The 15391-nt window shown below is 38.4% G+C and carries 13 protein-coding genes; 8 read left to right on the forward strand and 5 right to left on the reverse strand.

All coding sequences use genetic code 11. The annotated features are described in order from the left end of the window. The first annotated feature begins 11 nt into the window (after positions 1-11). Together AWW67_RS16790 and AWW67_RS16795 are read left to right on the forward strand one after the other, a co-directional pair. Positions 12-344, forward strand: coding sequence for a YbaB/EbfC family nucleoid-associated protein (locus tag AWW67_RS16790; RefSeq protein WP_053223028.1), 333 nt, complete (start codon positions 12-14; stop codon positions 342-344). Further along, on the forward strand, positions 344-1351 hold the full coding sequence (locus AWW67_RS16795; RefSeq protein ID WP_053223027.1) for a glycosyltransferase family 2 protein: 1008 nt from the start codon (positions 344-346) through the stop codon (positions 1349-1351). The genes AWW67_RS16790 and AWW67_RS16795 overlap by 1 nt, the downstream gene beginning before the upstream one ends. Here AWW67_RS16795 and AWW67_RS16800 read toward each other — a convergent pair. Further along, positions 1348-1566 carry a PspC domain-containing protein gene (locus tag AWW67_RS16800; protein WP_053223026.1) on the reverse strand — a complete coding sequence of 73 codons (219 nt, stop codon included), beginning with the start codon at positions 1564-1566 and terminating at the stop codon, positions 1348-1350. The genes AWW67_RS16795 and AWW67_RS16800 overlap by 4 nt on opposite strands. A 215-nt stretch (positions 1567-1781) precedes the next feature. On the opposite strand from AWW67_RS16800, the gene AWW67_RS16805 reads away from it, so the two are divergent. The 3 genes from AWW67_RS16805 to AWW67_RS16815 all read left to right on the forward strand — a co-directional run bounded on the left by AWW67_RS16805 (position 1782) and on the right by AWW67_RS16815 (position 5163). Then, positions 1782-3485: a tetratricopeptide repeat protein gene (locus AWW67_RS16805; RefSeq protein WP_245620791.1), complete on the forward strand. Its 1704-nt coding sequence runs from the start codon at positions 1782-1784 to the stop codon at positions 3483-3485. 133 nt (positions 3486-3618) lie between these two features. Next, positions 3619-4596 (forward strand): pyruvate dehydrogenase complex E1 component subunit beta, encoded by a 978-nt coding sequence (locus AWW67_RS16810; RefSeq protein ID WP_062303133.1) that lies wholly within the window; start codon positions 3619-3621, stop codon positions 4594-4596. A 63-nt stretch (positions 4597-4659) separates the two neighbouring features. Continuing rightward, a complete protein-coding gene (locus tag AWW67_RS16815; protein WP_176700070.1) occupies positions 4660-5163 on the forward strand; it encodes a nucleoside/nucleotide kinase family protein in 504 nt (167 codons plus the stop codon). 149 nt (positions 5164-5312) lie between these two features. On the opposite strand, the gene AWW67_RS16820 is transcribed toward AWW67_RS16815, so the two are convergent. Further along, entirely contained in the window at positions 5313-5684 is a 372-nt protein-coding gene (locus AWW67_RS16820; protein WP_062303136.1) for a hypothetical protein, read from the reverse strand. A gap of 504 nt (positions 5685-6188) precedes the next feature. Between AWW67_RS16820 and AWW67_RS16825 the strand changes: the two genes are divergently transcribed. Beyond that, a complete protein-coding gene (locus AWW67_RS16825; RefSeq protein WP_141655487.1) occupies positions 6189-6896 on the forward strand; it encodes a hypothetical protein in 708 nt (235 codons plus the stop codon). A gap of 30 nt (positions 6897-6926) precedes the next feature. Here the strand turns inward: AWW67_RS16825 and ffh are convergent, their stop codons facing one another. Next, positions 6927-8258, reverse strand: coding sequence for a signal recognition particle protein (ffh, locus tag AWW67_RS16830; RefSeq protein WP_053223019.1), 1332 nt, complete (start codon positions 8256-8258; stop codon positions 6927-6929). Positions 8259-8403: 145 nt separating this feature from the next. On the opposite strand from ffh, the gene AWW67_RS16835 reads away from it, so the two are divergent. Together AWW67_RS16835 and AWW67_RS16840 are read left to right on the forward strand one after the other, a co-directional pair. Then, positions 8404-10833: a YfhO family protein gene (locus tag AWW67_RS16835; protein ID WP_062303138.1), complete on the forward strand. Its 2430-nt coding sequence runs from the start codon at positions 8404-8406 to the stop codon at positions 10831-10833. Beyond that, entirely contained in the window at positions 10830-11975 is a 1146-nt protein-coding gene (locus AWW67_RS16840; protein WP_062303140.1) for a glycosyltransferase family protein, read from the forward strand. The genes AWW67_RS16835 and AWW67_RS16840 overlap by 4 nt, the downstream gene beginning before the upstream one ends. Here AWW67_RS16840 and AWW67_RS16845 read toward each other — a convergent pair. Both AWW67_RS16845 and AWW67_RS16850 read right to left on the reverse strand, forming a co-directional pair. Then, entirely contained in the window at positions 11968-13614 is a 1647-nt protein-coding gene (locus AWW67_RS16845; protein WP_062303141.1) for a LamG-like jellyroll fold domain-containing protein, read from the reverse strand. The two genes, AWW67_RS16840 and AWW67_RS16845, sit on opposite strands and share 8 nt — an antisense overlap. 522 nt (positions 13615-14136) lie before the next feature. Next, on the reverse strand, positions 14137-15391 hold a 1255-nt coding region (locus AWW67_RS16850), incomplete at its 5' end, for a T9SS type A sorting domain-containing protein (RefSeq protein ID WP_141655488.1).

Consider the following 15391-nt stretch of genomic DNA (forward strand, 5'->3'; position numbering starts at 1 on the left):
ATAACAAGCTTATGTTCGATATGATGAAAATGATGGGCAAGGTGAAGGAGATGCAGTCCAAAATGAAGGAAGCCCAGGACAAGCTAGAATACATTCAAGAAACAGGCGAGGCTGGTGCCGGAATGGTAAAAGCTACCGTTAATGGGAAAAAGCAAGTCATTTCAATTGAAATTGATGAAGCTTTAATGAGCAAAGAAGATAAAGAAACAGTTCAAGACCTTACTGTAGCCGCCATTAACAATGCGCTTGATAAAGCAGACATTAGCGCAAAAGAGGAAATCAGAAAAAGCACAGAAGGTATTATGCCTAACATCCCTGGAATGGACCTAGGTAATATGTTCTAATGTCAAACCTATCCGTTGCCCTTCTTAATTATAACGGCAAAACTCATCTAGAAAACTTCTTGCCTTCTGTTGTGCAATTCAGCACAGGACATGACGTTATTGTGATTGATAATGGATCAACAGATGGCTCTGTGGAGTTTGTTACAAACAACTTCCCATCCGTTAGATTAATTACCTATTCAAAAAATTATGGCTTTTGTGGAGGCTACAATAAAGCACTAAAAGAGTTAGATCATGAATTTGTAGTACTGCTTAATACCGATGTTCAGGTGTCTGAAGGTTGGATTTCTCCAATTTTAAAACTGATGGAATCGGATAGTAGTTTGGCGGCAGTTCAGCCAAAAATTTTAGACCTAAAAAAGCAAACCCACTTTGAGTATGCTGGTGCCTCGGGTGGTTATCTTGACATTCTAGGATATCCATTTTGCCGAGGCAGAGTATTTCATACCATAGAAGAAGACCAAAATCAATATCAAGAAACCCAAGATGTGTTTTGGGCTTCGGGGGCTTCTCTTTTTGTTAGGCGTTCGGCTTATTTTGAAGCTGGTGGTCTAGACGAAGACTTCTTCGCTCATATGGAAGAGATTGATCTTTGCTGGCGCTTTTGGAATTTAGGTTATAAAGTAAAAGTATGTCCTGAAAGTGTAGTTTACCATTTAGGCGGTGGAACATTAGATAAATCCAGTCCAAGAAAGACCTATCTAAATTTCAGAAATGGGCTAACTATTCTTTTAAAGAATGAAATCACTTCTGACCTCTTCTGGAAATTTCCAATCCGATTGATTTTAGATTGGCTTGCCATTGCTCAATTCTCAATTCTGAGTGGACTTCCACACGGGTTCGCAATCATCAGAGCCCATTTCGATTTTATGAGGTCTATTCCTAGCCAAATCAAAAAACGAAAGTCTGCAAAAAGACTATCGCAAAACAATCCAAGATATAGGGGCTTAGTGATTTGGGATTACTTTTTAAGGCAGAAAAAAACCTATCAAAAAATAAATCCTTAATTGTACCAAACAGGATTTTGTCTTCTACGTAAATGCTTCCGAAAATTGATCACATAGGCTAGGCCTAAATAAATCAATAAAGGTGAACCAAAAGTAATAAATGAAGCATAGATGAAGAACAAGCGAATAGAAGAAGCCGACAGATTAAGCTTCTCACCTAATTTGGTACAAACACCGTAGGCTTGGCTTTCAAAAAAACGTTGAATTCTTTCCATTGGACAAATATTACATCAAATTTACAAAAGAATTTATTAAAGGTTAAAATCGGAATCCATTAAAATTTTATTAAACTTGCAGTCCTAAAATTAAGGCTATACTGTTCTAAATCAATCAAAATAATATGAAAACCCAAACAGCTAAACTATTTTTTCCATTCTTGATACTTGGTGTCCTATCAATGTCTGGTTGCGCACTAAGCAAAATGGCAAGAATGTCTAAAGACCAAGGACTTACAGTTGAGCCATCTCCATTGGAAGTTCACGGGAACGAAGTAAAATTCACAATGTCGGCAAACCTGCCTGTTAAAATGTTAAAACCTAAAAAGGTTTACACATTAAACACATATTACCAATACGGCACTCAAGAAAAACAATTGGCTCCAGTTGTTTTCAATGAGAAAGATTTCCCTAACGCTTCAACAGAGCAGCCTAAAGCATCTAAAGAATACTCTTTCGCATATGACCCTGCTATGTCTCGCGGAAACCTTTTAGTTCAAGGTGTTGCTTCAAACCCTAAAACTGGAAACTTTGTAGAATCTGAAAAACTTATCATTGCTGAAGGTTTAATTACTACTTCTACTTTGGTTCAGCCTTCTTACTTTACTTCATATGCTCCTCATGGCTACAATGATAAAGAAGAACTAATCCCTACTAACGTAGAGTTTTTCTTTGAGCAAGGAAGATCGGTTTTAAGGCCAGTAGAAAAAAACAGTGATAGAGGTTCAAGGTTTGCTGCTTTCATTGCAGAAAAGAATGCAACTAAAACAGTTACCATCACTGGTACTCACTCTCCAGAAGGTAAAGACAGAATTAACGCTGACTTAGCAAAAGAAAGAGCTGTAGCCATCGAAACATGGTACAGAGAGCAAATGGATAAATATGACTACCAAGGAATGGCAAGTCAAATCAGATTCATCACTAAACCAGTTGTTGACGATTGGAATGAATTGAAAGCCATGCTTTCTAGCTACAATGGCATTTCTTCTGCTCAAAAATCAGAATGGACTAACATTATCAATGGTTCAGGTTCTTTCGAACAAAAAGAAAAACAACTTCAGAAGTTGAGTACTTACAAGCAAGTATTTAAAGACATCTATCCTCAGTTGAGAACAGCTAAAACTGAAGTGTTAACTATTAAGCCTAAAAAATCAAGAGAAGAAATTATTTCTTTAGCAAAATCTATTGCACAAGGAAGAGGATCTGCTGATCAACTTTCTGCTGAAGAGTTGGCTTATGCTGCTTCATTCACTCCTTCTTTAGAAGAGAAAAAATCAATCTACGAAGCTGCTGCTAAAAAGAACGATACTTGGGCAATCCACAACAACCTTGGTGCAGTATCTATGGAAATGGCAATGGCTGCTTCTGGAAGAGAAAAAACTAACATGTTGAGAGATGCGATCAACCATTTCGAAATTTCAAACCAAAAGAATGCTAACGTTCATGCGCAAGCAAACTTAGGAATGGCGCAAGCAATGCAAAATAACAACCAAGCGGCTCTTGATGCTTTAAACAAAGCATTAACAATGAACCCTGGTAACGATGTGAGACAAGGTGTAAACGGTGCTAAAGGCGCTATTGAAATCAAAATGGCTAGCTACGATGCAGCATTAAGCTCATTGGGCAATGCTACAAACCGTTCGGTTGACCAATACAACAAAGGTATGGCTCAGTTCTTGAAAGGCGATTTCAGAAGCGCTCAGTCTACTTTTGAAACTGTAATCTCTAACGATAGAGCATTTGTTTGGGCTCATTACTTAGCGGCAGTTGCTGCTGCTCGTCAAGGAAACGAGAACAAAGTAATCGAGAACTTAAGAAATGCTGTAAACGCTGACGCTTCATTGAAAGCAAAAGCTTTATCTGATTTAGAGTTCAGAGAGTTCAGTGGTAATCAAGCATTTATCGACATCTTGAAGTAATCGAGCATAAAAATTCAAAAAAGGGCTCTGGATGTAAATTCAGAGCCTTTTTTTATACCCATTACTCTTGTCAATCTTTCTTTGTGAATTGAGTACTGAATGTTTATTTTTACGGCCATTAACCCCTAGATGAATGAGAGAAATACAGTTTCGTGAAGCCCTGAGAGAAGCCATGTCTGAGGAAATGAGAAAAGATGATAAAATCTTTCTTATGGGAGAAGAAGTGGCCGAGTATAATGGTGCTTACAAAGTGAGCCAAGGCATGTTAGACGAGTTTGGCCCAGAAAGAGTAATCGATACCCCCATTGCGGAACTAGGGTTCGCAGGAATTGGTGTTGGTGCCGCTATGAATGGTCTTAAGCCAATTATCGAATTCATGACCTTCAACTTCTCACTGGTAGCTATTGATCAAGTAATCAACTCTGCTGCTAAAATGATGTCAATGTCTGGCGGACAATACTCCGTTCCTATCGTGTTTAGAGGACCTACAGGTAACGCAGGCATGTTGAGCTCTCAGCACTCTCAAAACTTTGAGAACTGGTATGCAAACACCCCAGGATTAAAAGTGGTAGTGCCTTCTACTCCATACGATGCAAAAGGCTTATTGAAAGCCGCCATTCGCGATAACGACCCAGTGATTTTCATGGAATCGGAATTAATGTATGGCGACAAAGGCGAAGTGCCTGAAGAAGAATACGTATTAGAAATTGGTAAAGCGCACATTGAGCGCGAAGGATCTGATGTTACTTTGGTTTCTTTCGGTAAAATGATGAAAATAGCCCACGAGGCAGCTGATGAATTGGCCAAAGACGGAATTAGCGCAGAGGTAATTAACCTTCGTTCTGTAAGACCTTTGGACTACCCTACCATTATTAAATCGGTAAAGAAAACAAACCGTTTGGTGATTGTAGAAGAAGCATGGCCATTGTCTTCATTGGCAACAGACATCGCTTTCAACGTACAAAAAGATGCATTTGATTATTTAGATGCGCCAATCAAAAGAGTAAACAGCATGGACTTACCATTGCCTTATGCTCCAACTTTGATTGATGTAATTCTACCGAATGTAAAAAGAACGCTAGATGCTGTACATTCAGTTATGTATAAGTAGTCTTTTTTTAAAATGATATTTAGGAATCCGAGCCTTATAGGTTCGGATTTTTTATTTTTAGCCATGTCTACCGTAATCGCTATAGGAGGAGTTTCAAGGTCAGGTAAATCTACGCTGGCAGATTGGCTGGGGACTCAGCTAAAGAACGCCACAGTACTCCATCAGGACGAATACGCGCTACCAAAAGATAAGCTACCAAAAATTAAAGACCTGCCCGACTGGGAAGTCCCAGAGTCTATTGATTGGGATGCTTGGTACAAAGCCATCACTCAAGCAAAAAAGCATTATGATTATGTCATCATTGAGGGCATTCTGGTGTTCGCTAATACCAATATCAATGCCTTAATCAACCAATCCATTTTTCTAAATATTGATAAAGAAAACTTCTTAAAAAGAAGGCTAAAGGAAAAACGCTGGGGAAAAGAACCAGAATGGTTTATTGAATATGTATGGGAAGCTCATTTAAAATATGGCCTTCCTCCTAGTGATTTACAGGCTATTCAAATCAAGGACATCACAACTAACCAATACTCTGAGGTTTTGGCAGTAGTCAAAGAACAGGGTTGATATTCCTCTGAAGCTTCCTAGTTCGCACTTTTAGTGCGGACTGGTCTTTCCTTTATACTTACTTATATGCACTCGAAGTACATAAGAAAAAAGGTACTCAACACAGGTAAGCACCAGTTACCGCAGTGGGCAATTGAGCACCAGAAAGATTAAATGTTTCTATATGCCTTGATCAATAAGACTAAGACCAAAAGCCCAACAATAATCACAGAATCTAGAACCAAAATGTATTTCCTAAAGTAATTGTCTAGAACGAAAGTGTAGTCTAAAATAAATACAGTAATGACAATTAAGAAATATGGCGACCTTCTCTTAAGAATCACCAATGCTTCTCTTTTTCCAAATCGCTCAAATGTTCTATAAACGACCACTAGCATTATGACGGGAAGTGAAATAGCCATCATAACTGCGCTCCAGTACAACATTTCACGAAATCCATAAATTACACCTAAGAGCAAAAGCCCAATAAAGGATGTAATCAAAAACGTAGTATTCTCTTTAATTGATTTCACCAATTTCATCTTGTCAATCTTTACTAATTGACTTACCTAATATCCCTTGTAGGAGTTTGATCTACTATGCTCCGGTTCGTACACACCGCCTCTATCAGAATACTTTCCCCTACTTTATTATTGGTTAACACCATCCCTTGGGATTTTTTATTAATCATTCCTCCGATTAGTTAGATTTCCTAATTAGTCTTTCAGTGTAGAACGTCAAGGCTATAGAACCTAACAATAAAACGATCCTTACTATACCAAATATGTAATTATCGATAGGGAAAAAGATCCCTTGTACTACTACTGCAATTATAACAACATACGATACTCTATTTATTACTTTCATCATTTAGGCCTCCAACCCTTTTTGAACTATCAACTCTTGCATGGGGAGATTTCCTTCTTCGAGCATCCCCTAAGCTTTCTTTTCTAAAAGTAACGGATTCCTATAAATAGTAACATGTACATCCCAAATTTTGCTTACTCATTAATTTCCCCTACATTAACGTAAAAATTAGTTCTGTATTGAAGAAGATAGTTCAGCCGTTTTTACTGATTACCACTCTCTTATTTTCTATAGGTTGTAGTGCTCCTAAAAAGGAAGTTCCTCAGAAAAAAGTTAAGGAAGTAGAACCAGCCCCAAGGGTACCAATTGCCTCAGTAAACAGTTCGGTACCAAAATACAAAGTATCATTTTCCTCGTTGGAATTGGGCATGCCCATTTCGGAACTCGATCAAAGGGTTTTTAAACATTATGGCGAATTTTACACCAAAGACTTTTCGGTGTATAGTTTAGACCAAATGGACTATTTGGCCGAATCTCATTATATCAACAATATTGATTTGTTCTTTATCGACAGCCTATTGGTACAAATTCAAGCTTATTTAACTGTAGACAAATCCAATGAGTTAATTAATCAATTTGGCAGGGCTAAATTAGTGATCAACGACTACCATAATAAAACCCTTCTGGAAACAGAAAAGGCGATTACAAAAACCAGTAATGGATATTCTATTAACAAAAACCTAGACCACTACAAATTGAAATGGGTCAGAATAGGTGCCGATATTGAGTATGAAGTAAATAAAAAACTTAATACGGATTCTACTAGCGCTAACTTAGCTCGCTTCTCTTCGATGGGAAACCCCAACGGATCAAAATATAAGCTCACCTTTCAGACTAGTGATTTTCAATACCAAATGGCATTAATTGAATGGGAATCCACTCGATAATTAGAATACTAATCAGTTAGTTACGAAGGACTATCGTCTCATTCCTCCAAGGTTGGCTAAGGCTCTTTTTCCTCCCCCCATCTTGTTCATGGTTTTCATCATTTTGCGCATGTCCGCAAACTGCTTCATTAGGTTGTTTACTTCCTGAATAGTTCTTCCGCTACCACTTGCAATTCTCTTTTTTCTACTGCCATCAATCAAATCTGGATTGGCCCTTTCAGCCTTTGTCATCGATTTGATAATGGCCTCTATTGGCTTGAATGAATCGTCATCAATATCTAGTCCTTTTATGGCTTTCCCCATGCCAGGGATCATCCCCAAAAGGTCTTTGATGTTACCCATTTTCTTGATTTGCTCGAGCTGAGAAAGAAAGTCTTCAAAGTCGAATTTATTCTGACGAATCTTCTTATTCAGCTTGCGTGTTTCTTCCTCGTCAAAGTTTTCTTGTGCCTTTTCTACCAAGGACACCACATCACCCATACCAAGAATTCTGCTAGCCATCCTATCAGGATAGAAAAGATCGATGGCATCCATCTTCTCGCCAGTAGACATGAACTTGATTGGTTTGTCCACCACCGTTCTGATAGAGAGGGCAGCTCCACCACGGGTATCACCATCTAATTTGGTCAGAACAACACCATCAAAATCGAGACGTTCGTTAAAGGTTTTGGCTGTATTTACCGCATCCTGTCCTGTCATCGAATCGACAACAAACAAGGTTTCGGTAGGATTAAGGGCTCTTTTAAGCTCCTCAATTTCATTCATCATTTGTTCGTCTACCGCCAAACGTCCGGCAGTATCAACAATTACAATTTTCTTACCCGTTGCTTTAGCGTGTTTGATTGCGTTATTGGCAATTTGAAGGGCATTCTTATTCTCTGGCTCGGCATATACCTCCACTCCTACTTGCTCTCCTAACACTTTCAATTGGTCAATCGCAGCGGGTCTATAAATATCACAAGCGGTTAGCAATACCTGACGACCTTGCTTTTTAAGCATATTGGCCAGTTTACCAGAGAAAGTCGTTTTACCCGAACCTTGAAGTCCAGAAATCAAGATGACAGCTGGGTCGCCCTTCACATTGAAGTCGGCTTTTTCGCCCCCCATCATTTTGGTAAGCTCTTCGCTTACAATCTTCACTAAAAGTTGGCCTGGTTTAACAGAAATCAATACGTCACGCCCAAGTGCTTCTTCCTTAATTCTATCCGTTACATCTTTGGCTACTTTAAAGTTAACATCAGCAGAGATTAAAGCCCTTCTGATTTCCTTTACCGTAGAGGCAACGTTAATTTCAGTTATTGTTCCTTGTCCCTTCAGCGTTTTAAACGCCTGATCCAGCTTACCACTTAAATTATCAAACATATTCTCAATTGTAATTGACTGCAAAAATATAAAAATAATCGTCAGCGCGAAGGATGAATTCGCATTGAAAAACCCAAAAAAAACATTTCACCTTTTTAAATACATTTGATATGAAGATATTGGTGCCTTCATAACATTCCCAAACATGATCAAAGTCGATTTTAAGAAGGACGTATTGCCTCATATTGTAGCGATTGCCATTTTTTTAGTGCTTACGCTTATCCTTTTCAAACCCGTTTTTTTTGAAAACAAGAGTTTAACCCAAGGCGATATTTTGCAATGGGAAGGTGGCGCGAAAGAGATTTTGGATTACAGGGCTGAAACTGGCGAAGAAGGCCTTTGGACCAACTCCATGTTTAGCGGAATGCCAGCCTATATGGTGAGCGTGAAATGGGGGAATGAATTGATCAAAACCATGCATGCAGTAATCAGTTTTGGACTACCTCACCCCGTTAGAATCATCTTTGTTTCGATGATATCTTTCTACATCATGCTCCTTTGCTTTAAAGTGAGGCCTTATTTGGCCATTATTGGCGCAGTCACCTTTGCGCTTTCTTCTTACAATATTATAGGCATAACGGCCGGGCACAATGCTCGAATTTCGGCAGTTTCACTGATGCCATTGGTTATGGGCGGAATTCACCTCTGCTTCACCAGAAATAAACGGTTGGGCTTTAGCCTTACTGCTTTGGCTTTGGCCATGCAAATGCGGGTAAACCACCTTCAAATCACTTATTACTTGGCTTTTATTGTTGCTATTTACGGATTACTTCAGCTGATTCATGCGGCAAAGCAAGGCGAATTAAAGCCTTTTGCACATCGCTTGGGATTACTCGTATTGGCGGCTGTTTTAGCTGTGGGCACTTTCTTTGGTGAATTTTATGCGACTTACGAGTACGGAAAATATTCAAACCGAGGTCAGTCTGAATTAACTCAACAAACCGACCAAGACTTAAACGAAGACGGCTTATCTAAAACCTACGCTTTTCAATACAGCAATGGCCTTGCCGACCCCTTCACCTTATTTATTCCAAATGCTTTAGGAGGAAATGATGTATTAGGAACCGACTCAAACAGCGCAGATGTTTTGCGAAAAGCAGGTGCTACTGAAGCCCAAGTAAGACAAACCCTTCCGCAACTTAGAACCTATTGGGGCAAAGAATCACCAACTACTTACTATGCAGGTGCAATCATGGTATTCCTTTGTGTAGTGGGGATGTTCTTTGTAGAAAGAAGGTATGTGATTTGGCTTGTGGCCGTTTCCATTTTAGGGATTTTAATGAGCTACGGCCGAAACCTACCTAGCCTGAATTACTTTCTCTTCGATTACTTCCCAGGCTATAACAAATTCAGATCGGTGAGTTTCACTATTATGATGCCGATTTTCGGTATTATTTTCTTAGGAATGTTGGGCTTAGAAAAGGTGATAGATCAAAAACTGAATAAGGCTCAACAAAAGAAATTATGGATCGCCTTAGGCGCCACTGGAGGTTTGGCTTTACTATTAGCAATCATTCCAAGCGTATTAGGTTTCAGTTCGGTCTTTGACGGACAGTTACCTGTAGAATACGCAAATGCTCTAAAAGAAGACCGTAAGGATTTATTCCGAAGTGATGCATTCCGAGCCTTTATTTTCATTGCTCTTTTTGCAGGTACTTACTTTTTGTATTCCATCAAAAAACTAGGAAAACCTACGGCTTTCGGACTAATGATTTTGCTTGGGATTTTAGATGTAAGTCTCGTTGCTGGACGTTTTATTGGAGAGGCTAACTTTGCTAAATCGCCAAGAGCGCAGTTTTTTACCGAAACCAATGCAGACAGATATATTAAACAAAACGAAAGTTTAGGAGATCGTGTACTAAACCTCACTTCATCATTTTACAACGCTCAGTCGTCTTACCATCACCATACCATCAATGGGTATCATGGTGCGCGCTTGAGAAGATATCAAGAATTAATCGACAATAACATCTTTCCTGAAATGCAGGAATTGACCGAAAGAATTAAGAATGGCGACAGCAACCTTCGTGGTTTCGAGGTTTTGAATATGTTGAATACCCGTTACTTAATTATAGATCCCAATTCAAATCAAGGTGTTCTGACGAATAATTCAGCGAATGGAGCCGCTTGGTTTGTTGACAATCTATTTAAAGTTAATTCTCCAGATGAAGCTTTTAATAAGATTGGAGATATTGAGACCAAGACACAAGCGATTGTCAATGCTAGCGAATTCGATTTAAAAATTGATGATCCAAGCAGCGAAGGGCAGATTAACTTAATAGACTACCACCCTGGTTATTGGAAATACAACAGCCAGAATTCAGGAGATGGCTTTGCTGTATTCTCTGAAATTTATTACCCAAAAGGGTTTAAAGTAACCATTGATGGTCAGCCAGTAGAAATGCTTCGCGCCAATTATGTACTTCGTGCATTGGAAATCCCTGCTGGAAATCATGAAATCGTTTTCGAGTTCAAACCTACCATCTACAGTGCGGGGAAAATCGTAATGAGGATTTTCTCTATTTTGGTGGTGTTGCTGTTTTTTGGTAGTACTATTTACAGTCTTAGAAAATGAAACGTGCCTTAGTTTTATCGTTTTCTGACTTAAAGTATGATGCCAGAGTAACTAGACAAATCAAATGGTTAAGTACCAATTATGAGGTAACTGTTGTTTGTTTTGGAGAGCGATTAGACATTGAAAACATTCAATACGAAGTAATTCAACAAATTCCATTAACTCCAATCAAGAAGTTACTTCTGGCCATATCATTAGCGTTAAGGTTTTACAATTTGGCCTATTCCATTCAGCATGGATACTTATCGGTTTTAAAAAGAACTCATCTTCCCTCTTTTGATTTAATTATCGCCAATGACATTGAAGCACTGCCATTGGCCTTAAAACTAAAGCAGTCAGCAAAAGTCTTTTTTGATGCTCACGAATATGCTCCGCGGCACTTTGAAGATAAGCTTTGGTGGAAATTACTTTTTGGGCCTTGGTATCGACACCTATGTGAGATGTACATTCTAAAAGCTAATATCATGACCACCGTTTGTTCAGGGCTTGCAAATGAATATATGAAAGAGTTTGGTGTCAAACCTGTTGTAATAACAAACGCAACGAGATACTATAGTTTAGAAACGACCAAAGTTGAGGACACCATTAAAATGGTACATCATGGGATAATTAATAAGTCAAGAAAGATAGAAAATATGATTTCGTTAATGGGCCTTTTAGGAGACGGTTATCACCTTGATTTAATTCTAATGCTGCCCGAATATGCATCAGAAAGTACGGCTATTTATTTTGATAATTTGAAAGCAGAAATAACCAAGACTTCAAATATTAGAATACTTCCGCCATTACCGAACGAAGAAATTGTACCCGCGATTAACAAATACGACATTGGCCTTTTCCTTTTAGAGCCAATAAATTTCAACTATACACATGCCCTTCCAAATAAGTTGTTCGATTTTATCCAAGGCAGGTTAGCGATAGCCATTGGTCCCTCTCCAGAAATGGCCAGAATCGTAAAGAAATATGAATTAGGGGTGATCAGTTCAAACTTCTCTCCGGAATCTCTGGCTGAATCAATAAAGAATTTATCGAAAAGAGATATTGAGGTAATGAAAGCCAACTCATCAAAACACGCTTTAATGCTTTCTGAAGAACACAATAAAGAAGTTTTCCTCAGCCTTCTGAAGAAGTTATTTACTTAAATCCAGATTTCACAATCTGAACCCAGCCCTTAATATCTTTATCAAGACAAGGATGATTTATTAAATAATAATACGTTCCATCCTTCAAACCTTGACCATACCAATCATTTTGATAATCTAAATGGCTGAATACCACCCCACCCCATCGGTCTACTACTTTAAGGTGAGCCCCAACTATTTTTGAGTCTATCTCAAAAAAATCATTCTTCCCATCCCCGTTAGGAGTAAATGTATTGGGAATAAACACTTCACCAATAGTTTCTTTACCAATAGTTATTTTCTCAGAAACTACCTCTCCACAGCTGTTTGATGCTGACAAAACATACTCTCCCGCTGCTTGCACCTCAATGATTCTTCCATTAGCCCCATTCGACCATAGATAATTATCGAAGCCACCGCTGGCGATTAACTCAATTGATTCTCCAGAACACCCAATGCTCTCTCCAGAAGCACTTATTAACAGCACTAAGGACTCTTCCATATTTATTTGCACTTTATTTGAGGCGACCTCTCCACAGTCATTTACTGCTGTTACAAAATACTCTCCTGGCGCTGTAACTTGAACCTCCTGCCCAATCTGTCCATCAGACCAACGATAGTTTGTAAAACCGTTCGATGCAATAAGTGTTACAGGATTCAAACAAGTCAAAGTACTATCACTTGCAGTAACACTTAGATTTATGTTATTAAGCTCTAAATCAACATCTTTAGTATAAGAACAATTGTTAAACTTGGCTTCAACATTATATCTCCCACTTTCATCAGCCCTAATTACCTGAGTAACCTCCCCATTGCTCCAGAGGTACGAATCAAACCCCGGGCCTGCGTCCAAAAGAGAGAAATCATCACAGACAGAAATAACACTATCTAAGGTTAATAAAGGAGTAACAGTAGACTCATCCAAATTTTTTAGAGCGGCAATTTCATCATTGGATATTAGTCTATTAAAAAACCTTACATCATCAATTGCTCCTTTAAATTGCTGATTCGGGTCCCAACAGCCACCAATACAATCTTGATCAGCACCAATATGAAGTCCATTTTCAGCAATTTCCAGCGGTTGCTTAGGTACAGGGTTTCCCGCTAATAGTCTATTGGAATCAATGTCTAACTTCCCATCAATATGAATTTTCACATTCCCAGAAACATGGTTTCGAGTAATCACCACATGATGCCATTTGTCATCAATAACTTTAATATTGCCTGCAACTCCTTGACTCACTTTACTCGGATCTGCCCTCACGGTTGTATAAACGTAATTTTCAGGCCTGATCTGAATAAAAAACTCATTGTGTCTGCTTTTATTTGCCGCAGTTATTGCCACCCCCTGCTGGTTTGTCTTGACCCACAATGAAACAGAAAAAGACTCCGCCTGATCAAGAACATCATTTGGGATAGAAATCAAGTTCGGTGAATTCTGAAAACCATAGGCGTATTCACAATTATCAAAACGATCCATTGTAAGAAATGCTCCGATAATTTGTCCATCATGCCCATTTCCGCTCTCATCAAGAGCCGATCCGTTGAAGCTATAATGAGCAATCAGTCCATTTGACAAATTTACCTGCCCAAATGCTGTATTAGCGTAAGGAAAAACACAAACAAAGAATAAACCAATGAGTTTTCTAACAAATACCATAAAGACTAATAATAAGCAATCACAATAACACTAATTTCTTTCAATTTCCATTAAAAAAAGTTAATTTAGTCATAAACTACAGACAAATTAGTCTTTTCTTAAAAAGACTTTTCACAGCTTATAAAGCACCAATTAACGAAGCGATTATAAAAAAAAGAAGGTTCAAAAAAACACTTGACCTTGTAAACACCTCTATCAAACCACCTTCAAAATCACGAGGTACGGAACCTCAAATGTGGTAAGAGAATACTTCTCAGATATGGAGACACAAAAGGAATAGACCTCGATTTATAATTTAGTAAAGCTTATAGAAACAAGCCTAATGAATGGGGTCAACACTTTCATGAATTCGAACACTAGCAATTTGACTGGTTATTAAATAAGTCTGGATGGAAAGCTATAAGAAAAGTAAAGTTCACAAATCACGCATTAACCTATGGTTTTAGACACTTATTGAGACTTCTCACTCCTACACTCATTATCCAGTAAATACCTTATTAAATGAGCTTAAGGGCAACCATATTAATTCTCAATAATAATTTTCCTCTTGATTGTTGAGTACCCATCCGAGAGAACAACTAAATAAATTCCCGAAGAATAGCTAGAAACATCTATAATCAAGACTTTTTCCGAGATTTGTTTCCTAGACAGTAAGGTCAGCCCTTTCATGTCAATCAAGTCTAAGTTCACAAAAACATACCCTGTATTCGACAAGTCTATAGTCAAGAAATCATTCGCAGGATTCGGGTAAACTAGTAAATCTTCTGAGCTAACTGTACCATCATCAATTCCAGTAACAACTTCTCCTATGGCTGACACGGCCATACTCGTTTCTCCTAGGTTCGACTTAATAACAATATTACCACTGTACGTTTTTTCTTCTGTCGGAGAAAAGTCGATCGAAAGTGTTTTACTACTAGCAGGTGAGACAGTAAACCCAGTAGACACCCCTGTAAACCCAACAAAATACGCTACTTCAGTAACGATTAAATCACCATCACCATCATTAGAAATTACAATATCAAAGCTCGATATCGAACCTAATGCAGTACTTGGTATAACTGGATTATTCGTTACTCTGATTTGTGCTTCAGGCAAATTCAAAATCGTTATTTCTAAAGTTTTCTCATAAACCTCACCAAATGAATCAGTCGATTTAACCCTAATGCTGTAATTTGATTTTGTTTCAAAGTCAAAATTTTCAGCTGTAAGCAGTTCAACTCCGTTAATCGTAAAACTATTATTATCAGCATCCCCTGTTCCAGAGATCAGTGTATAAGTATGTATGTCTCCTTCGTTATCTAACGTGTTAAACTGACCAACCAATGCTCCAGTACCACTATTTTCATTAATTGATTGATTGCTAATCCCTATATCTGAAGGCAAACTATTAAACTCAAGGCTCAAAGAGGTCGGCTCTGTATTCATGTTTCCAGCCATGTCTTCAACCATCCCAGCAGCCATACTTATATCGACACTGCTTACATCAGATTTAACCAAAACAGTATAAGAACTTTGGTCAACCTGAACCAAGTCACTCTTGGTGCCAGCTGACAATGAAAGGTCTGTCAAGTCGAAACCAAAAATGTTCTCACTGAACTTTACTAAAACAGTAAATGCACCAGATACTGGTTTATCCGTTGTTTTGGACAAAACAACACTAGGCTTGGTCTGATCATTCACTATGCTGAATTGAGTTGCCGCAGTATTATTATTAGTAGCTGCGTCTTGGGCTACATCGTTTGGCACATCTACCGTTACTGAACCATCGACTGAA

This window comes from Roseivirga seohaensis, from assembly GCF_001592945.1.
Classification (GTDB): domain Bacteria; phylum Bacteroidota; class Bacteroidia; order Cytophagales; family Cyclobacteriaceae; genus Roseivirga; species Roseivirga seohaensis.